Here is a 22,759-nt window from a genome sequence, read left to right on the forward strand (position 1 = left end):
TTTCTGTATTAATTGTGGTTTGAAAATAATGATTGTTTAAAACGTGTTCAATCACGCAAATGCGTGATATTAGTTATTAATTCAAGCAGCGAACCTATGCCCTGATTACTTTCAATTTTCAATTGTGCATTTATTTCTTTTGCCCGCGATTTTATGTTTTTCAATCCATTACCTGAGCTAATCAGCTCAGTATTAAATCCTTTACCATCATCTTTCATTGAGAGTAAAATAGAATTGCTTTCAATATGGAATTTAATTTCCACACTTTTAGCATCAGCATGTTTTATGATATTGTTCAGAGCTTCTCTGTAGATGAAGAAAATATTTCTTTTTGTTTCGGGTAAAAGATTGATTTCAACCACTTCCTGCGGATAATCAAATTTTAAATTAAATTTTCCAAGAGTATTGTCAGCAACTTCTTTCATTTTAGCAATTAGCTCTTTCAAACTATCGGAAGAAGGATTCGTCAGCCAGACAATATCCCGAATTGATTGAGTTGATCCTTTTGCTACTTTGTGAATACGTTTTATTTTTTCCGAAACTTCCTGATTTATCTTTTCATCAATCTGGATAAGCTCGCTCATCAAGGAGATGCTGCTAAGGTTACTGCCGATTTCATCGTGAAGGTCTTGTGCAATTCTGTTCCTGATTTTTTGATTTTCTAATTCCTTTTCCTGCTCAATATTTTTTGCTTTTAATTCCGCTTCACGTAATCTCGCCTCCTCGCGCTCTCTTCTTAATCTGTCTTCCTCCTTCTTTTCTCTTCTTTTAATTTCTGTAGATCTTATGAAAGTCATAGTACCAAGAAATACGATCGTATAAATTGAATATGCCCACCAGGTTTTCCAGAAAGGTGGATTGATCGTAATAAAAATTTCAGCTACTTGATTACTCCAGACACCATCACTGTTGGTTGCTTTTACCTTAAAAACATATTCACCAGGGTCCAGATTGGTATATGTAACAAATCTCCGCTTGCCACTGTAAATCCAATCCCTGTCAAATCCTTCCATAAAATATGCATACTTATTTTCATCAGGTGCATTGTAATCAAGAGAAGCAAACTGAAAGGATAAATCATTTTGATAATATGAAAGATCAACCGATTCATTATTTAATTCATTCACCACAATTTCAGGGCTGGTATTATTCTCTACAGGCTGATTAAGTATTTCGAAATCAGTTATAATTACCGGAGGATAATAATCTGATTTCGTGATTCTATTCGGGTTGAAAATATTGAGCCCTGCTGTACAGCCCAAAAGTATAATTTCATCAGATAATTTAATTGCTGCACCCGAATTAAAAGAGCTGCCGCTCAAACCATCTGCAGTAGTGTAATTTATAAATTGTTCTTTTCTAATATCAAAAAACGAAACAGCTGAGCTTGTTCCAATCCATAAGTTTCCGTTTTTATCTTCAAGAATACTTTCAACTGAGTTATCATGTAATCCATCTTCTACTGTGTAATATTTAATCTTTACATTCAGCTCAGAACCATTTCTGCTGCCTGAGTCATTAGTTACTTCAAATTTATTCAAACCATTTGCTGTTCCTATCCATAAAATCGAATGATCTTTTTTCTTATTACCTTCAACTGATTCATAAATTGTGAAGATGTTGTTGCTGCTAAGATTCTGTTTACTGCCTTCATCAGCACTCCAGTTGTAAAAATTCTTTTTATCTTCACCTTGATATAAATCCAAACCGCCTCCATTTGTCCCAATCCATATTCTTCCAAATTTATCTTTAAACGTAACCCAAACATCATTATAACTTAAACTTGATGAATTATTTTGTTCATTCCGCCAATGATCAACCTTTGAAGTCTGAGGATTCAGCCTTGATAATCCGGCTCCCCAAAATCCCAACCATATCATTCCATCATTATCTTCAAGAACTGTTTTAACATAGCCAAAAGCAGAAATATTAAAATTCGGATTATTGACTTTCCAGGATTTGATTCGGTTAGTATTAAGATTTAATTCTTTTAAACCTTGTCCGTAAGTGCCAATCCATAGTTTGTCATTATTACTATTATACAAACACCAAACATTTAATGCACTCAGCTCAGCGCTCTTAATTATTGATGATTTTGAATTACTTGTTTGTACGCCAATTAGCCCGACATCTGTTCCAAACCAGATTGATTTATCTTTTGTTTGTGCAATTGCTCTTATATTATTCTCTGATAATTGAGAAACTATTTTTAAAAAATGTTCTGCTGAAATAAGATTATTAAACTTAGAGCGTTTGGGACAATAAAAATTTACAGCATTATCAGTAGCTATCCATATAACACCAGATCTATCAATAAGTAAATCATGAATCTGATTGCTTAGTAACTCCCGCTTCCCCTCATTATTATAAGTGATTCTTTCTGAGTAATCATTTGTTAAATTTATTCTGATAATACCGCCATACGTGCCAACCCATAAAATCTTTTCTCCATAAGCAGCTCCTTCAACAATTGCACTTACACTGTAGCCATATTGCAGATCAAAATTCTGAGGCAGAGGTATCTGAAGAAATATTTCGTCTTCTGTATTAAATTTTATTAAACCGTTTAAAGTGCCAATCCAGATAGTATTGTCATAAAAATCTGATTCGGTAAGATGCCAAACAGAGGTATTGATATGATCAGTAAATCTTTTGAAAGGATTGTCTGGCTGATCAGGAATAAATTTATTTAATCCCTTGTAAGTAGCAATCCAGATATTGAATTTTTTATCTTCAATAATCGAGGTTATATAATTTTCGGAAAGGGATTTAGGATTACCGGGAATATTCTGCCAATGCTCAAATTTATTTTCAGAAGGATTAAATCTATAGACTCCGTTTTTATAAGTCCCGATCCAGATCAAATTTTTACTATCCACATAAAGACATGTTATACTTATTTCTTCTGCATCATTGGAATCAATAGTCCAGTTTTCAAATTTATCAGTCTCAGGATTGTATTTGTTTAATCCGCCGGTTTTTGTTCCAATCCACAAATTTCCCGCATGATCTTCCGCCATTGCCCAGATAATATTTTCTGAAATTGAAAATCTGTCAGCAGGATTATTACGGTAAACTTTAACTTCATATCCATCGAATCTGTTTAATCCGTCATCGGTACCAAACCAGATAAAACCTGTATGATCTTGTATCAGACAATTTATAAAGTTGTTCGATAAACCGTTCATTGCAGTAAACGAACTGAACTTCATTTCCTGTGCAAAGACATCCCTGCAAAAAGAAACGCATAGTAAAACTGATAACAAAAGTTTACAAATTTTCATCTTCATTATAATTGAATCAGATTAGCTCCTGAATAAAATATATATCTCCGATTAAAAAAGAAAAGATACTTTAAAAAATTAATTTCAAAGAAAGCTTAAAAATGAACAGAATTCCTATTCACGGAAAAAACCGTTAAAAGTATTTACAAATTAAGGTATGATTTTAGTTTATTGCCCGTAGAACAATAATACCTGTATGCTTTTTAATTTTCTGTAAGTAATCGTGTAAAGTTTCAGGAGTAATCTGAACTTTAGCACCAACTAAAGGAGCATGCAAAAAATGAATTTTACCATCATCCATTTTAACTGCAATACCAACATGGTTAATATCCAATCCTTTTACAGAAGAGGTGATAGCAATTAAGTCGCCTGTCTTAATTTTATTTTCTACAGATTCAACTTTTGTTTTTGGGATGTAATAATAATTTCTTTTATTTATATCTATTTCCTGTTTACGTATAACTGGTATAAAATCAGGGTTCTCTTCCAGTTGTTTATAGTATTCAGGATTCTCTGTCATAAAACTCAGATCAAACTTTATCTGTTTACCGCCGATTTCTTTTGTTACATCTTTTACAATGTTTTTTTGTTGATTATTAAAAATCCAATCTGAAAAGTAATGTAAACGGGAAGGATATTTATCAATTTTTCCATCCCGGTATCTGACAAAAGTTAATTCGTTCTGATAATCCTGCAGTTTGGTTTTACCCTTTTCAATACAGCGTGCAAGCGTTAATGTAGTTTCTAAAAAAGTAGTGCAGTCAAGTTCTGAAAAATTAATTACCAGTTGTTCATCGCCATCTTTTTCAAGAGTATGGGCAACATATTCTGTTCCTATAAAACTTTTACCGATTTCTGCTATTATTTCATTAATTGGTTTTTTGCCAAGTTCATTTTCATCAGCAAGAGAAATTTTACTGTTAAATATTTTTATATCGTTTTCAGAAAATACCTGGGACTGGATATCCGATGAAATAAAAATAAAAGAAATCAAAATCAAAAATATTTTCATTATATTTTTCAGCATAAGCTATATAATATCTTCCTCAAAATTTGATGCGGCTGCTTGTGAATACTCCTCAAATTGCCTTGCATGTGCAAGATTTTCAAACCGTGCATATTCTTTAATGAATGCGAGTTTTATAGTTCCTGTTGGACCGTTACGCTGCTTGCCGATAATGATTTCAGCAACACCTTCATTTGATTCTCCGTTCTCATCTTTTTCAATTCCATAATATTCAGGACGATTTAAAAATATTACAACATCAGCATCCTGTTCAATGGAGCCTGATTCACGAAGATCAGAAAGCTGCGGGCGTTTATCAGATCTTGTTTCAACAGCGCGGTTTAGCTGAGCAAGTGCAATAACTGGAATGTTCAATTCTTTTGCAAGTGCTTTTAACGATCTTGATATATGTGAGATTTCTCTTTCCCGGCTTTCAGCTCTTGGAGGACCTTGCATTAATTGCAGATAGTCTATAATAATCATTCCAATACTTTTTTCTGCTTTTAATCTTCTGGCCTTTGCACGGATTTCCAGCACCGTTTGTGAAGGTGAATCATCAACATATAAAGGTGCTTCAATTAGTTTGTGTGCATTCTTACTAAGTTTAACACCTTCTTCACTAGGCAATTTTCCGGTTCTTACAAGATGAGCATTTAATCTCCCTTCAGCACAAAGCATACGGATTACTAATTGCATTGTGGACATCTCAAGACTAAAAATACCAATCGGTATTTTGTGATCAATTGCTGCATTGCGTGCTAAAGTCAGCGCAAATGCAGTTTTACCCATTGATGGTCTTGCGGCTACAATTACAAGATCAGATTTCTGAAAACCGCCAAGAATTTCATCAAGTTCATAAAAGCCAGTTGGAACTGAAAACTTTCTTTCTTTTTGAGAGTGAATTGCTTCAATATATTCAAGAGCTTCTTTTACAGCTTTATCCATAGATCGAAAAGATCTTTTAAGATGAGTTTCAGTTATCTCAAATATTTTCTGTTCAGCTTCATCAAGAATTTCAAATGCATCAAGATTTGCCTCATAAGCATTTTGCGCTATTTGATGTGATGATGAGATTAAGCCCCGTAAGATTTGTTTCTCAATCAAAAGTTTGCAATGAAATTCAACATTAGCTGCTGATGTTATATCCTGAGAAAGTTTGCTTAGATAGACAGCTCCGCCAATTTCTTCAACCTGATTGCGTTTTTTTAACTCTTCGTAAACCGTAACAGTATCAATCGGCTCACTAGAATCGAACAAAGATTTCATCGCTTCAAAAATCAGCTGATGCTGGTGAGAATAAAAACTATCTTGAGTTAAAAATTCAATTACTTTTGGAACAGCTTCTTTTTCAATAAGCATGGCACCAAGAACAGCAGCTTCGATTTCGGGTGCTGATGGTGGTTTTACTGCATTTTGTGTAAATGAAGAACTATTTATTGTTTTAGTATTTGCTTTTGTTTTTGCCATTTTTTAATCACTATCCCAAATATTTATCGGGGATGTAAAAGTAACTTTCTTACAGATTATTTACAAGGTTGGATTTAAAGAGTTATTAACTTCAACGGCTGTCATTTTGTTGAGAGAGATTGCGTTGAGTCTATAAGATAATGGCTGAGTGCTTGTTAAAATACACAATTTAATGTTTGCTTACTTTACTTTTATTATTTCTCATTTTTTCTTGATGCTCTATTGAAAAATTAAATTTTTCAACAATTTTTTATAAGCACCAGTTTATCTATCAATTCTGTTTTTGATAATCTTTGCTGATTCAGAAATTGGTAAGAACTGAACAGCTTTTTCTAATTCGGGTAAGATTCAAAGAACTTATTTTACAATCCATAAAATGGATTGAACAATATTTCTATATCCTCTTGACTTTCTACTTATTAAAGAGGTTATATGCGCTTATTAGTTTTTATTAACCACCAATACTACCGAACTTAAAATTAAGAGGAATTGGTAAAACCGTTTCTAATCCAAAATCGGTATAAAAATAATTTTAGTAATCATTGTTGCTTTAATGAACGCACCATATCCAATGAACGCGGATGCTCTGAACGAAATAGGACTGCTTTGCTGATTTAGATGTAGATTAATTCCAATACCACCACCAGTAAATAATTGTAATTTTCTAAACTCTATTGGTTTTGATAAAACCCCAAATTGAGTTTCAAAATAATAATACGGTTACACTCTATTGTTTGAACTGGAAGCTCTCCCAATTGTAATATTATAAAACTTTCCATTTTCTAAATAACCCACGCTAAATTTTGGACTAAAAATAAAATTGCTGTTTAAGTCCCACGAAATACCCATCCCGGGACTCAAATAAACAGATCCATCTTGTGAATAAAATTCTGTAGAAGAAAGTATAAAAACTGTAGTTATTAATAGAACTGTTTTCATAATTATTTAAGCATATAACGACGTTGCTGATAAGCAGCCTCCGAGAACAGCAATGCAGATTAAAATGATAAAGCCAAAGACCTGCCTGCCGGCAGGCAGGTTTAGCAAACTGCATTATCTTTCTTTGCAGCAGAGTTTAAAAGTTAATAAAATAAATAAGAACACTTAGAACAACAAACTTGTAACGGAGTAACCAACCCAAATATTTTATAAAACCCGAATGCTAAAAGGTGGCTGGGTTGAGGCGCTGGTTAGGTGTTATTACTTTTACATTTCATACTTATTTCTTGGTTCAAATCTAAGTGTATCATTTTTGAATATCAGAAATCTTGAATCATATAAGAAATTTTTGTAGTAAAACAATAGTGAATCATCTTTAACAATTGCTAATTCTTTGCCAGTGTAGTCGAAAAGATTTAATAAATATTTCCAAAGAAATAAATCATTTTTATCAATTATGGATTTAGTTAGTTCTGCTGTTGTATCGGAGTTGAATATTAAAGTCTCATTAATCAAGCCAGGATTGCTAAAAACACTTCTAAATCTAGTGTCTGTACGTCTACTCCAAGAAACCTTTTTATAGTCTTTATCCATTTGAGTTATGGGTTCATAAATAAATGGATCATTTACAAGTTTTAGGTAAATATGTTCGTTAGCGTAGTGATTTGCAAAGAAACCAAAAAATAGTGTAAAGAATAAAACGCTAGCTATTACTGAAGGTTTATTATTTGCCTTAATAATTCTGAGCTTATAAATAATTAAAAAGATTAATCGAATAATTAAAAAGAAAAAATATGGAATAAAAAAAATGAGAAATCGACTTAAGTAGTTCCAAAAACCTTGTTCATATTTTTTCTTTGGTAAGAATGGAAAATTAAAATATTGAGAAAAAACAAAAGCAAAAATTAATCCAAAGAAAAACCAGAGTATAAAGTATTTTAATTCTCTTGTCATCATAACATATAACGACGTTGTTTTTAACCCGCCTCAAAGAACAGCAATGCAGATTAAAATGATAAAGCCAAAGACCTGCCTGCCGGCAGGCAGGTTTAGCAAACTGCACTTATATTTCTTTGCAAGTGCAGTTTGCAACAATGTTATTTAATAGAACAACCTTGAACAAAAAACTTTTCACATAACTAACTCGAAAATCTCATAACTGCCGAGTGCGAACTCGCAGACAGCTTCAACCTTTTGTTAGCTGCTTTTTAGAACTAAAGATTGTAATCCTAAATGTTTTTCTAAAGCGAAGAAATCTTTATCATTGTGCAATAGTTGTAGTTCATTCTCAATACAAAATGTAGCTATTACTACATCAATTGTTTTTCGGACTGTTACTCCTTTTTTTCTTAACACTCTATAATTATTAGCAGATTTTATTGCTATTTCTTCTCCACAAATATTCAAACAAGGGAATGATTTAAGTACACCTTTAGCAATATTATAATCATTATCATTTCGAAATCCCTGCAATACTTCGACTAAAACATAATCACCTATTACCACAATCTCTTTTCCTAATATCTCATCAAGCTTTTCGACTTGCCAATTCTTTTTCCCATTAAAGTAGTCTATTAATACCGAAGAATCGACAAATATCATTTATCTTTTCTCATTTCATTCAGGTTGCCTTCCCATTTTAATTTTCCTCTCAATAGCTTGAGCTTTTTTTGATTCTTTACTTTTACTAATAGTTGTAAAGCTTCTTCAACAACTTCTTTTTTGGTAGTCAATCCAGAAGTCTTAAGAGCAATCGACATAAGTTTATCGTCAATTACAATATTTGTTCTCATTTTTTCATTCCTCTTATGTTGTGTATAATTTAGAGCTAATATACACACAATTTATCTTTATTGCATACCTACATACTTAGCGGCTAACGGCGTTGCCGATAACATCAATGCAAATTAAAAAGACAAAGCTAATGTTTTAGTAAACTGCACTTATCTTTCTTTGCAAGAGCAGTTTGCAACAATGTTAATTAATAGAACTACCTTGAACAACAAACTTAAAACGGAACAACCAACCCCATAATCTGAAAACTGCCGAATGCGAAAAGGCGGTCGGGTTGAGTCCACAATGATGGCGTTGCCATCAAGTTTTTATTTAATGAACTTTCGGGTGCACTTAACAAGTAAATGTGACAGACCAGCGCATTGGTGCTTTCCATTGCCCGTGCTTGAGTCTTGTTCCGAAGCTCGTGTAGTTTTTATTGGTGGTAGAAATAGGTTTCTTTCTATTTCTAACCCCGCTTAGCAGCTTACTCTATTTACACCTTCGGACTTGTTAAGACTTTTTATAATTCATTAAAAGGAGTTAACCCGATGGCAAAGCCAAAGAACAAACTTTCTGTTGTTAACAACAATACTGCCGGTATTGATATCGGCTCCAGAAAAATCTTTATAGCAATTGCTGATAAACCCGTTATCTCATTCGGTACTTTTACCAATGATTTTCTCGATGCTGTAACTTACCTAAAAGAAAACAATATTTCATCCGTTGCTATGGAAGCCACGGGTGTTTACTGGGTTTCTCTTTATGACATACTCGATCAATCCGGCTTAACAAACAAAAAGAAAAGATTTAAGCGACATACTTCCGCTGGGCAGGTCTTTCGTCTTGCCGCTCAAGCTATTGCTCAAAGTAAACATCTTGCTCTTACTTCTTTTTATCACAGGATTAAAGCACGGAAAGGTTCTCTTACTGCTATTAAAGCCACTGCAAGAAAAATTGCCGTTATCTTTTATAATGTTATGACCAAAGGGATAGAGTTTGTTGAACAAGGCATCAAACAATACGAACAAAAAATCAAAGAACGACAGTTAAAGTATTTACATAAACAAGCTAAACGTTTCGGACTCACTCTTACTCCTCAACTACAAGAATGTGTTCATTAGCATTGGCTTGTTAGTTGGCGTTACATAAATTTTAAAATAATTACAAAAGCCAAAACGATAATTTGTAATACAATTACAGTAATGAGCAATGTAGTATTTTTTGAAGAAATCTCTTTATTTTCTCTTAATTGTTCTAAAATGGATTTTAGGTTGACCTCAAGTTTTGCCTTCTCAATTTGATCAAAAATACTTTTCCCGCGAGCAATTAATTGTAAAGAATTATTGTTTGCATTGTCAGCAATTTTAGCTGTCTCATTTGATATTTTCTCAAGTTTATCTATCTGTTCATTTGCGGTTCTAATCTTAGATAGCTCATTTAAAAGATTACTTATAGTTTCCTCTACTTTCAAAAAATCATCTGGCATTTTATTTACCTATATAATGTTTGTTATAATTTATCGTGTTTTTTAAGAGAATGGATAATAATATCATTTTGCTATGCTTTGGTAATGAAGGATAAATTAGGCGGGCAATTTTTCTTGATGAGATTAAATCAAGCAACAACTTGCCAAACTCAACATTTATCTGTCCAATTTTTCTTTGATAGATATCAATAATATTGGCAATTATATTCTCTTGAATTTCAAAATCATATTGTTGTCGAATAAAATTAATTCCGGTTCTAAAGTCTTGATTTACAAGTTCAATTTCGTGATTGGGTATTGATAATCTGGCAAATGCACTAAGAATATATAAACCAGAATATTCAGGATAACTTTCCATTGTTCTGCGACAGCCGCCTAGTAGTTGTCTTGCTAAGTCAATGTCTGTTACTTGTTCGAGAACCTCCCACCATTTTGTATGGTCATCAGACTGAACAATTTCTAAAAGAAGATCTGTGAAAATTGATTTTTCCAAATAAGTTAATAATTGCTCACGTATATAATTATTTCTATTATTTGGTGGCATTTGTGAGGAACTTCTTGAAACTTCTAAAATAGTTTTTAAAGCGGTTCTTCGTTTTTTCTCAATTTCATTGTAAGCAAAACGTACAATGTAGCCAAGACAACGTTCAAGCATATTTGCTCCATTTGCGTTAAATATTTGTGTCTCCGCTGTACGAATATAATCGGGAGTTTTATAACGACTTAAATAAGTTTTTAAATTTGTCAAACATTCTTCATCCGATAATCGATTTAAAGTAACACTGTATTGGTTTGCATTCCAATCGATGGTATAATCTGAAATAATTCCAAGAATTGAAAGTCGATAAATCGATTTGTCTAAGTTATCATTTCGTGGAATTATTATTTGATGTGTTTGTCCAAGTTGCAAATTATTGTAAACTGGGTAAATGCTATTTGTTAGCAAGTTGTGAAGATTATTAATTTCGATATCAACCCCTTGAAAAGCATTCATATGAAAAAATAACATTCTATGAATATCGCCTTCTTGTCCAAATTGGGGCCATTGACCTTGTTGTTTTAGAATTCTCAAATCTTGTGCTGAAAGATTAATGTCTAAAAACTGATCTGCAATTGTAGAATTATCGTCAGAAAAAATTATTATACAATAAGAATTATTCCTATCCCTTCCGGCTCTACCAGCTTCTTGATAAAAAGCTTCTAGTGAAGCAGGGATTCCAAAATGTACAGTATATCTAACATTTGGTTTATCAATACCCATTCCGAATGCTTTTGTAGAAACTAAGACAGAAAATTCATTATTCTTAAAATCATTCTGAATTCTTCTTTTTTCTTTATTCCACTCTATTTCGCGTTGAACACGATGCAAATTCGGTTGAAAATATTTTGGTACTGAACCACTAAAAAATCCAACTTGTATATTTAACCTATTTTGTAAATCGTCTCGTACTTGTGAACCGAACACATTGTTTGTCCAAGGGACAAAGACCAAACCAGATTTGGTGTTATTTCGATTCGGTTGAAATAATTCATTTTCATTAGTATTAAGGACTTGCGGAATCGTATTCTGTAACAATCCTAATAAAATGTCTTTTTTGTTTGTGCTTGGTGTAGAATAAATATCGAATTGTAATTCATCTCTGTTAAATGTAGATGGATATATTTTAGCTTCTTCTTCGTCTATTCCAATTTCTCTTTGAACGTCAGTTAAGACAGAATAAGAAGCTGTTCCAGTTAAAGCTAATACAGTAGGTACATAGTTTTGGTATTTGCAATATATTTTTGCGGTCTTAGCTAAATTTAAATAGGACGTTCTGAAATCGTGACCCCACTCTGATACACAATGTGCCTCATCAATTACAAGATAAGGTATAGAAAAAGAAACAGTCATCTGAATTAAGGAATTTCTAAAGTTGTTATCTTGAAATCTTTCGGGTGCAATAAATACTAAATGATATTTCCCATTCGACATTTCATTAACAACTTGCACTCTTTCTTCACTCGTTAATTCGCTATTGATAAAGCTAATATTATCAATAAGGTAATTGTTCATATTATCAGCTTGATCAAACATTAATGATCTTAGGGGATCAACGACTAATGATACGCCAGGCTGTAAAAGTGCAGAAAGTTGGTAAGTTAGAGATTTACCAGCACCAGTAGGCAACAATCCAATAACTGGTTTTAATGCCAGAGAACGTTTAAGGATTTCAATCTGACCTTCCCAATAGTCTTCTTTTCTGAAAATACTTTGCAGTAAAAATAAAAGATTCTTTTCCTTGCTTTCATTTATCTCATAAGGAAAAGGAGTTATAGAATTCACTTTAAAATTATTATCAAAATAGAATCTAGATGTAACGACAAACGCTAAGCAATTAACTTTCTCACGGATTTTTTGTTTTTCTTGAATTGCCCATTTCTTTTTTAATGAGATATAAAACAATATCTCATTGTTACTGTTGGAATTGAAGTCTTCAAGTGATTTTGCAGTTCTATATTGAATTTCTGGTAAAGGTATATTATAAAGTGAACAAAAATTAGACAACCATACTTTTGAATCCTCAACTGCAAATTTTGCGTATGACACATCATCTTCAATGAAACAGAAATTCCAACATTCTTGATTAAAATTTAAGTAGCCTTTTTTTAAAGCCCATAATAACACTTTTTGGAATCTTGCTACAAGTAACGGAATTTGGATTAACTGATCTGAAAGAGATGAAAAAGCAATTGATTGATCTTGATTTAATCGACCCAAATATTCACTATCAAATACTATTTGTTTCAGCGCATTAAGATTTTGATCATTCAAGCCCTCATTAATTTCCAATGCAGTAATTTCAATAACTTTCCATCCATTGTTTCGTAATGAATTCCTTCTCTGATTGTCAAGATTCATTTGAACTTGATCTTGGAAATGTTGTAAGCCATCAATTTCAATAACAACTTTGATATCTACGGTCTCAATTGCAAAATCAACTCTTTGACCAAAATAATTTTGAGCTTCATTAGCCGGAAGCATAGTTTCAATTTTTCTTTGTGGTTCAAAAAGTTGCGAACTATTCAGTCCGATAATATTGGGTAGTATTTGGCAATAAAATTTTTTCTCTTCTTGGCTGACAGTAATATTATTTTCAGAATTATACTTCTTTTCAATTTCTTCAAATACTTTATTGGGATCAAACATTTGATCGGATAATATTAACGAGCCAGTAATGGATTTTATCCATTCAGCTTTATCCCGATTGTTAGAGATGCTATCATTAAACTTTATTGCTCCTTGAACGGTCGATTCTTGAATATCAAAATCATTTCTAATAATTCTTGATAAATCTCTTTCTAAATTAGTTGAACAAAAGGTTGGGAATCCTCTACTTAGCAAATTTTCTAAAACATAGACTAATTGTCTTTCCTTTTGCGATAGATTATTTGTTGGAGAATATGAAGATATTGTTTCTAATTCGAATGCAGATAAGGAACGAAATATATCTTTGTTTTTATAGTGGCTATAATTATCCATTTCTGGCAGTAAATCTTTTATATAGCTTGTTATATAGCCACATTCTAATTTTTCAATCATAAAAATACTATCCTATTTTACAAAGCCAACTAACGGCGTTGCCGATAACCCGCCGCCCATAACAGCAATGCAGATTAAAACGACAAAGCCAAAGACCTGCCTGCCGGCAGGCAGGTTTAGCAAACTGCACTTATCTTTCTTTGCAAGTGCAGTTTGCAACAATGTTAATTAATAGAACAACTTTGAACAACAAACTTAAAACGTAACAACCAACCCATAAATTTTATAAAACCCGAATGCGAAAAGGCAGTCGGGTTGATTGGCTTGTTAGGTAACATTTTAAAACAAATTTGGCAAAGGTTTATAAAACATACTTGATGCTTGACCAAAAAAGTTAAGCAATGATTGATACGAACCATAATCTACACCACCCATTACCATTCCAGTAAGTTGCATAAAAGCAGATTCTTGATCAGTGCCAAGATAACCTAATGCAGACCAGGCATAAATAAGTTCAATACCACAAGTATAAAAATAGTATGCTAATTCAATTTCTTGCACTTCTTTATTATCACCGGTTTGAGCTTTCAATACACGATTGCGAGTAGAAGCCCAATTAAAACCAGCAATTGAATCTATAGATTTGTATTTATTCTCAACAATTGGATGAATATCGCTTCTTGCTATAATATTGCTACGGTCTATTACATATTTATGAGCATCTTGGAAATTATTAAAACTCTTCTTCCCGACATTGAAGAATGATTTCTTATAGGGGCTTTGAATTTCATTCCACATTTTTTCAACAACTAACATTTCATAAAGTAAATTAAAGGCAACTTTGTATGGGTATTCTTGTTTAGAATATCTATCACGCCAAGTAAAAAGTTTTTTTATTTTTATTCCGCTGAGTGTTTCTGAATATCTTTGTTCCATTTTGTCTCCAGATTTTTATGATGGTATCGGTTGGAAAAATGAAGGTCTATGAATAGGGTTTCCAAGCATTTTATTAAAAATCTCTGTCTCCTTTACGATTGCACCAAGTCTTTCTTTATCCATAATACTATTAACTAGGATAAATACATTTTCATTTTTTACAACTTCATAAGCACAATCATAAGAACAATAATTTACTTTTTTTGCTTTGTCATTAGCTGTTTCGTAGCCATACCAATCACCGTTTTGTTGCTTTTGGGAAAGACCGCTTAAAACAAGTTTGTACTTCATCAGATTAATATTTGGGCGTTGATTAAAATTACCATTTATCTTTGTAGTGCTTATAACTGGGATTTTAGTCCAGTTTCTACCATTGCTCTTATATTGTTGATTGCAATACTCACATTTACGATTCTCTCCACCAATTCGGTTAGAAGGAATCGCTATAGGATTAAATACATTCATTTGCTTGAAATTATAAAGCGGATGTTGACCACGAACGAAAACAGATGAATATTCTTGCAAAAATTTATCTTCACAACTTTCGGAGCAAAGGAGATGTTCTGTTGCATTTTCTGCATAAGCAAAAAGATTTGGTTCAACTTCAAAGGTATATTCTAGGCGTTGACCGTTTGATAAAATTGCGATTTGGTTATTTCTATCTACTTTAGAGATCTGAAAGTTTGTCGCATCAATAGAATAAATTATAGAAAATATTACCGAGTAGTATGGTGAAATAACTGAATCACCACAGCGCTCACAATATTTTTTTACTTCTTTGCTTTTATTAAAACCAAACATAAGAAAAGCCCTTCCTTTATGTTTATATAATTTTCTTAATTCATAGCTGCAATTTTTTGAGCAAGAATATCTCTTTCAACATTTTGATTAATACTATCTACAACAATTTTAACTAACTTATCAACAATTGAAGGAGGATAGCCTAAACTTGGGGCTAATGTTTTACATAAATCCATTTCGCTTTCTCTAATCTTTTCATCTATCATCATCATAAAGACTAAATCAAGGAGCTGATAAGCCCTATCTTGATTATTTGTTGGGGGAGTAAATTTAACTTTATGGGGGTTTTTTAGTAAATCTTGAAATTCATTTGGAGAAAGCCCCCAACGAGAAGCAATGTCAAATAACAAATCTTGTTCACGCTTGTCTATGTGTCCATCAGATATAGCCAATGTCATTAAATTAATGATATGACTTTTTCGAATTTTTGTTTTTTCACTATCGAACCAACTCATAATTATACTCCATTTTTTTTATTAAAATTTGCCATAAAAGTTAGTGATGTCAAAAAATATTTTCTTAGAGATTCCGTTTGAAAGTTTAATTTCCATTATATCATAGCTTCTTGAATTTTTATCATATTGCATTTGTTGTTCCAATTCCCAATCACGTCCCTTTGCCCCAAATTTCGATTGGATAAATTCATATTCAGCAGGAATTCCAACTAAAGAACTTGAAGCGTTAATTATTACTGCGTTTTGTTCTGTAGAACCATCGCCACCACCGAACATTTTTGAGTTTAGAGATACTGAATTTTTCTTTTTGAAGAAATCTAATATGCTCATATTATACCTTTCTAATTTTGTTGCCTAACTATTAATTAACCCGCCGATTACAACATTTGTTTGGAATGATATCTACCGGCAAATTGTTTATTTATTTTGTAAAAACTCATTTCTATGCTTGCTATAAACCTAATCTAAATTAAGTTATCTATCGGACTTTTTACACCCATTACTGTTTTCAATGTTCTTGCATAATCCATTGCAATATCAATTAATTGTAAACTTAGAACAATTACAATTGATAATCAATCGTTAATTAGCAAGCATTCGCTTATCTACTCAGCCTTAGGCGGATAATTTTTATATTTGCACAACATCAAACAATACGAACGGAAAATCAAAGAACGACAGTTAAATTATTTACATAAACAAGCCAAACGCTTCGGACTCACTCTTACTCCTCAACTACAAGAATGAGTTCATTAGCAGGCGCTGGTTAGGCTGAACATATAAAAAAATTAAAGAGATATTCCTTTTTGCTCATTTATTAAAGGACCAAATGATCCTTCTTGTAAAAAGAAATCAATTAAATATTGATGTCCTTCCTCAATTTTAATATTAAATAGTATTGCATTATCAAATCCTATATAAGAAGCTTTAATATTATAAGTGCCAGGTAGTATTTTTGAAATTTTATAATTTCCATTAGAATCTGTTACAGTTCCGATCAAAGCTGAATCAATAATTATATTAGCATTAATAAGCGGTTCGTTAGTGTCTTTATAAACAACCCTTCCAAATATTACTGAGTAATCATCAAGATTTACATCAAGCTTACCAGAATAAAGTAAAACTGCTTCAGAATTATTTGCACAACTTGATAAAAATAATAAGCTTGATGTTATTATGAATAAATAAAATTTGATCATCTCTTAGAATGAAATTATTTCTTCAACCTAACGGCTTTGCCGATAACCCGCCGCCAAGAACAGCGATGCAGATTAAATAGGCTACACCAAAGATTTAGCAAACTGCACTTAACTTGCTTTCGCAAGTGCAGTTTGTAAGTTAATTAAATAAATAAGAACACTTAGAACAAAATCCTTAACAAAAAACAACACCTCAATAAATTGTTTAACAAAATTAGAGCGCTAACTAATACCTATCAGCGATTTCGCTCACTTGTTAATGCGTAGAGCCTGAAGCTTTTGATCAAAATATTATTTTTATGTAATAAGATTTTACAAGAACTGTATCTAATATTAACACCGGTTTCATCTTGTCTAAGCATCACCCATCATATAACAAGACCCCCACTCCGATATCACGCCAGTAAATGCTGGAGGGTTAACATAAGTGCGGAAGAAAACTAAACAATTTAGAACTCAAACTCAAGAAAAACTCTGATTATAATAATTCACTTTGGGCAAATAAAACTTACTTCAATAGACTTAAAACTTTATGTTCAGTTTTTTATAACAGGTGAAATCCTAAAGAAAATCCAATGCCCAAATATCCTGTCTTTTCTATGAATGATTTTGCACCTTTAAATAAAACTGCAATTTCATAGTCTGTTAAATTATATCTTAATTCAAATCCTGCTCTGGGAACAAAATGAGTTACAGTTTCATTGTAATCTTTTTGTTTTTGAACTGATGCCCCAACTAAAAAACTAAACCAAAAAACAGATCCCTTTACTGTGTGTTTTGCATAAATATTATAATTGGAAACAGCTTCACTTGAACCGCCGCCGCCTGCATCTAAACTGAGTATTTTAGAATATTCAAAACTAAATCTAACACCTAAATTATAATATTTATTTGCAGATGAATATAAATCAAAATCAGCAAGTCCGCCTATTTCATTTACTACAAGAAAAGATACAGCTTCTGCCTGCACTCCGGTAAATCTTGGATTGAATCTTAAATCATTATCATTATAATTTATTGAATCAGATTGAGGCTGTACAATTATTGGACAAAGTATTACCGTAAAAAAAAGTAATTTTAATTAATTGTCTCATCATAAAGTTTTCTGAATTTCTGAACATCAGCCCAGCAGTCTTTTTTCCAGTTAGGATTACGCAATAAAGCAGCGGGATGGAAAGTAACCATTACTTTAATTCCGTTATAATCAAAAATCTGTCCGCGCAAAGCAGTTAAACTTTCCTTTTTCCTCAACAGACCTTTTGCCGCAGTTAAACCCAAACATAAAATCAGTTTTGGTTTAATCAATTCAATCTGTTTATTTAAATATGGTATGCAGGCATCCATTTCATCAGGCAGCGGTGCGCGGTTATTCGGCGGACGGCATTTTACAATGTTGCCAATATAAACTTCTTCTCTGCTGAATTTGATCGCTTTAAGAATATCGGTTAAAAGCTGTCCGGCTCTTCCAACGAAAGGCAGTCCTTGTTTATCCTCTTCAGCACCGGGTCCTTCGCCAATCACCATTACTTTGGCATTTGGATTTCCAGAGCCAAAAACAAAATTTGTTCTCCCTTTATGCAAGTCGCACTTAGTACAATTACATATCATATTATTTAATTGTTCAAGCGACTCAGCGTCTTCCCAATCAGATTTAGCTTTGTCAAAAAGTTGAGCTGGGTTTTTAACAGGTTCTTTAACTACGGTAACTTTTTTTTCAGGCAGATTATATTCTTTGGGGTGTTGAGAAGGTTTGACAGTTTTATTTTCAATTACAGATTCATCAAACAGATCGTCACCAAAAATGTCCTGCTGATCTTTGAGTGCTTCGATTATTTTTTTCTTTGTTGAATCCATTAGAAATTGAATAATTTAAAAAAACTATAAAATGCTATTTGCTCTGATAAAAAAAGAAATGTCATCCTGCTGCTGCAAGATGACATATAATCCGGTTAAAACAGGGATTTATTTTTTATACTTAAATTTAATCTGACCATCAAGCAATTCATCAAGCGCCTGAAGATGGGGTTTTGGTCTCTTTTCATATTCAAGAGCCATCTTTAACTGAGCCGGGTTTGTTACATCTTCAGCTTCATCGTCGCTGCCTGTAACAGGTATTGTATTTAGAAGAGCATTAAACTCGATTTTATTTTCTGAGTTTATTTGTCTTGCTCTTCTAGCGGCAACAATAATAGCTTCGTAAACATTTTCTGCCCGCTCATCAATTTCTCTTAAATCAATTGGTGATAAGTTCATTATTATTACTCCTTACTTAATATTTTTTTAATTAAACTCTCAACGCTTTTATAAACTTTATTTAATTCATCATTAATGAAAATATAATCAAATTGTGTCTTGTAACTCAATTCCATTTTTGCCCTGTCAATTCTTTTTTGCAAATCTTCTTCACTCTCAGTTTTACGGTTTTTAAGCCGTTTAACCAATTCTTCAAAAGAAGGCGGATCAATATAAATTAAACAGCTGTTATCAGGATATATCTTTTTTAGTGACAAGGCACCTTTAACATCAACCTCAAAAAGTACTGATTTACCTGAAGCAATATTATTATCAACAAAGCTTTTTAAAGTACCGTAATAGTAATCATAAAATCTTTCCCATTCGATAAACTCGTTATTCTTAATTCTTCGTTCAAATTCCTTATCATCAACAAAAAAATAATCTACGCCATCAACTTCATTTTTCCTTTTAGGGCGTGTAGTAACTGAAACAGAAAATATAATCTCAGGAAAATTCTTTAACACCTGTCTTACAACCGAGGTCTTTCCGCCTCCGCTGGGTGATGAGATTGCAATTATCTTTCCTGTTTTCTCCAACTTTATTCAATATTTTGTATTTGTTCTCTGATTCGCTCTATCTCTTCTTTAATATAAACCGAACTGTGCGAAATTGATGTAGAAAGTGTTTTGGCTGAAATCGTATTTGCTTCCCGATTCATCTCCTGACATAGAAAATTTAACTTTCTCCCGGGATCATCATCTTTAGTAATACTTTCGAGAAAAAATTTAATGTGACTTCTCAGCCGCACACATTCTTCGGTGATATCTGCCCGTTCAGCAATCATTGCCAGTTCAGTCTCAAGTCTTTCGTTATTAATTTTTGCATTTTCATCAAGCAGGTTCTTTATTTTTTCTTTATACTTTTTAAAATGCTCACTTACCTCTGATTCAGCTTGTTCTTCAATTGAAGCAAGATATTTGCTGATTGATTTTATTCTTTTCTTCAAATCTTTTTCAAGTACACTGCCTTCAGCTTTTTTCATCTTTATAAGGGAATCAAGTGAAATATTTAATGAGCTTTTTACACTTTCAAATTCTTTTTCGGATATCTCTTCAAGTGGCGCAATTAATATTTCTTTGCTCGTCAGAATATGATCCAGCTTGATCTTATCAGATAATTTAGCTGTCTTTTTAATTTTTTTAATAAGTGCTAAATATTCTTTTAATTTTTCTTCATTGAAAGAAACAGTTTCATTCTCAAAACCGTTTTTCTTAATCTGAATATTAAGATTGAGCTTACCTCTTTTAATTTTAGATTTTACTAATTCCCTGATTTCATATTCTTTTGTTGCCAGAACTGGCGGATATTTAATAAAAACTTCAAGGTATCTGCTGTTTATACTTTTAACTTCGGTATCAACACTCCACTTACTATTTGAAGCAGTGCCTTTACCGTAACCGGTCATACTTAAAATCATAATAATCTTTAATAAAAGGGGTTGAAAGATAGCGATTTACTGAATCCTATAAAAGAATTGATTTTCTAAAAAATTCACAAAAATGCTTAAAATGCTTCACCTATGCCAAACTGGATTGATAAATTATCCCATAGATTTTTTTTAAATATCATTCTTCTATCCGATGGATCAAAAAACTTAGTTCCAAAATCTAATCTGAAAGGTGCAATCGGAGTATATACTCTGATTCCAAGTCCGATAGCTAAAGCAATATCATTAATCTGAATTTCTTTCCAGCCGTTCCAGGTATTACCATAATCAGCAAAAACAGCATATCCAAAAAAATCATTAAGTTTTTTTCTAAACTCAACCGAACCTTCAAACCAAGTAGTGCCTCCGCGAAAATCCTGAGTATTAGTTGTATATCCGGCATAGTTTATTTTGTTAGTTGGAATCAATTCCCGGGCTTTCCATCCTCTAATTGAATTGCTTCCGCCGGCATAAAAAGTTTTATTTGGCGGGATTAATTCTTCTGATGAAAAATCTTCATTATGTGAAGAAGTAAAAGGTTGTGCATAACCAATTCTTATTTTACCGGCAAGCACTGTCATCTTATCGTTTGATATTGAAAGATATGATGAAAACCCTGTTTGAATTCTATAAAAATAGGTATTGCCGATTGATACTGTATCATTCAAACTGACTTCGCTATTAGTTAAGTATTCAGTAATACGATATTCTGTCTGAGAATAAAATAATTCAGGAGTAATGAAAAAGAAATTTCCTTTTGTCGGAAATAATATATCATCTGTTTTAGAAGAGCCCAGTTCAATACCAATACCGGGAGTAAAACTGCTAACTTTAATAGATATTTCATTTGAAGTTGTTAAAGGTACAAATCTTGCTTTTCTTTCAGCAATATCAAATCCGATAAAAGGTCGTAATAAGGTAACGAAAGTATAATACGGCATTTCAAAATCAAATCTTTGTGTACCGCCGTAAGCATTTTCATCCTGTGGAATTGTTTGCGATCTTAAATATAACTCAGTTGATGTTAGTATTGGACTGCCAAACAAAAATGGCTGTTCCATTTTCAGGTTAAGGTCAATAATACCATGGTTTGAATCAAAGATTTTATTAAAATCATAATTTGTTACATCTAATAATCTAAAGGATGTTGATATGGTCAGCTTTCTTGCATCGCCAAAAAAGTTTTTACGTGTGTAGCTTATACCCAAACCTGTATTAAATGTATTGAACTCGTTATCAGCTTTAACCTCTGGTGCTAATTGATTAAGTGAAGTTATAACAGCATTAATTTCAATCGGAATAGTTTTGTTAACAGTATCGGAAATCAATGGATTTATATCGAGAGAGGAAAACAATTCTGTTTTTAGTAATCTCAGTTCGCTTCTGTCAATCTGTGCCTGATCATAATTTTTTCCGGGTTTAAGATCAGCAATTTCTCCAATAAGCCTATTACTTATCTGCTCGATTGATTTGCCGGTTTTGTTAATAATAGTTTCTTTAATTGTATATCTGTCATGCGGATCAAAAAATATTTTGATATTAGTTTTATTAAGCACAGTATCTATTGACACAACAGTGCTGTCATAACTTCCAAAAATATAGCCATGGTTTGAAAGAAATCTTTTAATCGAAGTTATATTTGATTCTATTTCTGTTTCTGAAAACTGCTTAGTAGTATCCAGTTCGATAAGTTCTTTGTTCAAAAGATCTATTTCAAAATCAGGAAGCTTATTCAAGCCAGCATAATCAATCGTGCCATAATAAAACGGTTTGTTTTCATTTATTGTATAATTTAATGTTATTGTTTTATCTGATGTATCGGGACTAAATGAATGCTCAACCTCAGTCAAAAAAAATCCATTTGAATGATAAAGCTCTTTGATTGCCATAATATCAATTGAAATCTTTGAAGAATCAAAGTATATCGGTTCATCTCCAAAGGGTGTAAATGAATTAAGAAAAATCCAAAACCACATTGGTGATTCTTTGCTTTCAATATTTTGTTTTAGGTCGGATTCTGAAAAAAAGGAATTACCTGAAAAATTTATTTTCTTTAATTCATAGTCATAATAAGACTGTGCAATTACAGTCTTGCAGCTTAGTAAGAGTATGATCATCAGGGAAATACTTATTCGGTAATTCATATTAATTTATTATAAGAAAAAGTCG

General features: G+C 32.1%; 22 protein-coding genes. 1 reads left to right on the top strand and 21 read right to left on the bottom strand.

Translation table 11 applies throughout. The features are described from left to right. Window positions 1-47: 47 nt before the first annotated feature. From ROY99_15305 to ROY99_15335, 7 genes are all read right to left on the bottom strand, one after another. Window positions 48-3,290, bottom strand: coding sequence for a two-component regulator propeller domain-containing protein (locus ROY99_15305; GenBank protein ID MDT3697741.1), 3,243 nt, complete (start codon window positions 3,288-3,290; stop codon window positions 48-50). 157 nt (window positions 3,291-3,447) lie between these two features. Continuing rightward, window positions 3,448-4,296, bottom strand: coding sequence for a DUF1460 domain-containing protein (locus ROY99_15310; GenBank protein ID MDT3697742.1), 849 nt, complete (start codon window positions 4,294-4,296; stop codon window positions 3,448-3,450). Window positions 4,297-4,314: 18 nt separating this feature from the next. Further along, window positions 4,315-5,757 carry a replicative DNA helicase gene (gene dnaB, locus ROY99_15315; GenBank protein ID MDT3697743.1) on the bottom strand — a complete coding sequence of 481 codons (1,443 nt, stop codon included), beginning with the start codon at window positions 5,755-5,757 and terminating at the stop codon, window positions 4,315-4,317. Window positions 5,758-6,477: 720 nt separating this feature from the next. After that, window positions 6,478-6,696 carry a hypothetical protein gene (locus tag ROY99_15320; protein MDT3697744.1) on the bottom strand — a complete coding sequence of 73 codons (219 nt, stop codon included), beginning with the start codon at window positions 6,694-6,696 and terminating at the stop codon, window positions 6,478-6,480. Between the two features lie 267 nt (window positions 6,697-6,963). Beyond that, window positions 6,964-7,650 carry a hypothetical protein gene (locus ROY99_15325; protein MDT3697745.1) on the bottom strand — a complete coding sequence of 229 codons (687 nt, stop codon included), beginning with the start codon at window positions 7,648-7,650 and terminating at the stop codon, window positions 6,964-6,966. Window positions 7,651-7,893: 243 nt separating this feature from the next. Beyond that, window positions 7,894-8,298, bottom strand: coding sequence for a PIN domain nuclease (locus tag ROY99_15330; protein MDT3697746.1), 405 nt, complete (start codon window positions 8,296-8,298; stop codon window positions 7,894-7,896). Beyond that, window positions 8,295-8,489: a type II toxin-antitoxin system VapB family antitoxin gene (locus tag ROY99_15335; protein MDT3697747.1), complete on the bottom strand. Its 195-nt coding sequence runs from the start codon at window positions 8,487-8,489 to the stop codon at window positions 8,295-8,297. The genes ROY99_15330 and ROY99_15335 overlap by 4 nt, the downstream gene beginning before the upstream one ends. Window positions 8,490-9,020: 531 nt before the next feature. Between ROY99_15335 and ROY99_15340 the strand changes: the two genes are divergently transcribed. After that, window positions 9,021-9,593, top strand: coding sequence for a hypothetical protein (locus ROY99_15340; GenBank protein MDT3697748.1), 573 nt, complete (start codon window positions 9,021-9,023; stop codon window positions 9,591-9,593). Between the two features lie 20 nt (window positions 9,594-9,613). Here ROY99_15340 and ROY99_15345 read toward each other — a convergent pair whose 3' ends face one another. From ROY99_15345 to ROY99_15410, 14 genes are all read right to left on the bottom strand, one after another. Further along, window positions 9,614-9,958 carry a hypothetical protein gene (locus ROY99_15345; GenBank protein ID MDT3697749.1) on the bottom strand — a complete coding sequence of 115 codons (345 nt, stop codon included), beginning with the start codon at window positions 9,956-9,958 and terminating at the stop codon, window positions 9,614-9,616. A gap of 1 nt (window position 9,959) precedes the next feature. Continuing rightward, a complete protein-coding gene (locus ROY99_15350; protein MDT3697750.1) occupies window positions 9,960-13,538 on the bottom strand; it encodes a RecQ family ATP-dependent DNA helicase in 3,579 nt (1,192 codons plus the stop codon). A 12-nt stretch (window positions 13,539-13,550) separates the two neighbouring features. Further along, window positions 13,551-13,697 (bottom strand): hypothetical protein, encoded by a 147-nt coding sequence (locus ROY99_15355; GenBank protein ID MDT3697751.1) that lies wholly within the window; start codon window positions 13,695-13,697, stop codon window positions 13,551-13,553. A gap of 120 nt (window positions 13,698-13,817) precedes the next feature. Next, window positions 13,818-14,414 carry a hypothetical protein gene (locus ROY99_15360; GenBank protein ID MDT3697752.1) on the bottom strand — a complete coding sequence of 199 codons (597 nt, stop codon included), beginning with the start codon at window positions 14,412-14,414 and terminating at the stop codon, window positions 13,818-13,820. 15 nt (window positions 14,415-14,429) lie between these two features. Continuing rightward, window positions 14,430-15,215: a hypothetical protein gene (locus ROY99_15365; GenBank protein MDT3697753.1), complete on the bottom strand. Its 786-nt coding sequence runs from the start codon at window positions 15,213-15,215 to the stop codon at window positions 14,430-14,432. A gap of 35 nt (window positions 15,216-15,250) precedes the next feature. Further along, a complete protein-coding gene (locus ROY99_15370; protein MDT3697754.1) occupies window positions 15,251-15,670 on the bottom strand; it encodes a hypothetical protein in 420 nt (139 codons plus the stop codon). Between the two features lie 21 nt (window positions 15,671-15,691). Then, entirely contained in the window at window positions 15,692-16,000 is a 309-nt protein-coding gene (locus ROY99_15375) for a hypothetical protein (GenBank protein MDT3697755.1), read from the bottom strand. A 458-nt stretch (window positions 16,001-16,458) separates the two neighbouring features. Further along, window positions 16,459-16,869, bottom strand: coding sequence for a carboxypeptidase-like regulatory domain-containing protein (locus ROY99_15380; protein MDT3697756.1), 411 nt, complete (start codon window positions 16,867-16,869; stop codon window positions 16,459-16,461). A gap of 544 nt (window positions 16,870-17,413) precedes the next feature. Further along, window positions 17,414-17,839 carry a hypothetical protein gene (locus tag ROY99_15385; protein ID MDT3697757.1) on the bottom strand — a complete coding sequence of 142 codons (426 nt, stop codon included), beginning with the start codon at window positions 17,837-17,839 and terminating at the stop codon, window positions 17,414-17,416. A gap of 107 nt (window positions 17,840-17,946) precedes the next feature. After that, complete coding sequence (locus ROY99_15390) at window positions 17,947-18,723, bottom strand: uracil-DNA glycosylase (GenBank protein ID MDT3697758.1); 777 nt, start codon at window positions 18,721-18,723, stop codon at window positions 17,947-17,949. A gap of 108 nt (window positions 18,724-18,831) precedes the next feature. Continuing rightward, window positions 18,832-19,122, bottom strand: a complete 291-nt coding sequence (rpoZ, locus tag ROY99_15395; protein ID MDT3697759.1) for a DNA-directed RNA polymerase subunit omega — start codon at window positions 19,120-19,122, stop codon at window positions 18,832-18,834. Between the two features lie 5 nt (window positions 19,123-19,127). Then, window positions 19,128-19,700 (bottom strand): guanylate kinase, encoded by a 573-nt coding sequence (gmk, locus tag ROY99_15400; protein MDT3697760.1) that lies wholly within the window; start codon window positions 19,698-19,700, stop codon window positions 19,128-19,130. 2 nt (window positions 19,701-19,702) lie between these two features. Next, entirely contained in the window at window positions 19,703-20,581 is an 879-nt protein-coding gene (locus tag ROY99_15405; GenBank protein ID MDT3697761.1) for a YicC/YloC family endoribonuclease, read from the bottom strand. A gap of 86 nt (window positions 20,582-20,667) precedes the next feature. Next, entirely contained in the window at window positions 20,668-22,707 is a 2,040-nt protein-coding gene (locus ROY99_15410) for a BamA/TamA family outer membrane protein (protein ID MDT3697762.1), read from the bottom strand. Window positions 22,708-22,759: the final 52 nt, after the last annotated feature.

Origin of the sequence: Ignavibacterium sp. (assembly GCA_032027145.1) — a bacterium.
Lineage (GTDB): Bacteria > Bacteroidota > Ignavibacteria > Ignavibacteriales > Ignavibacteriaceae > IGN3.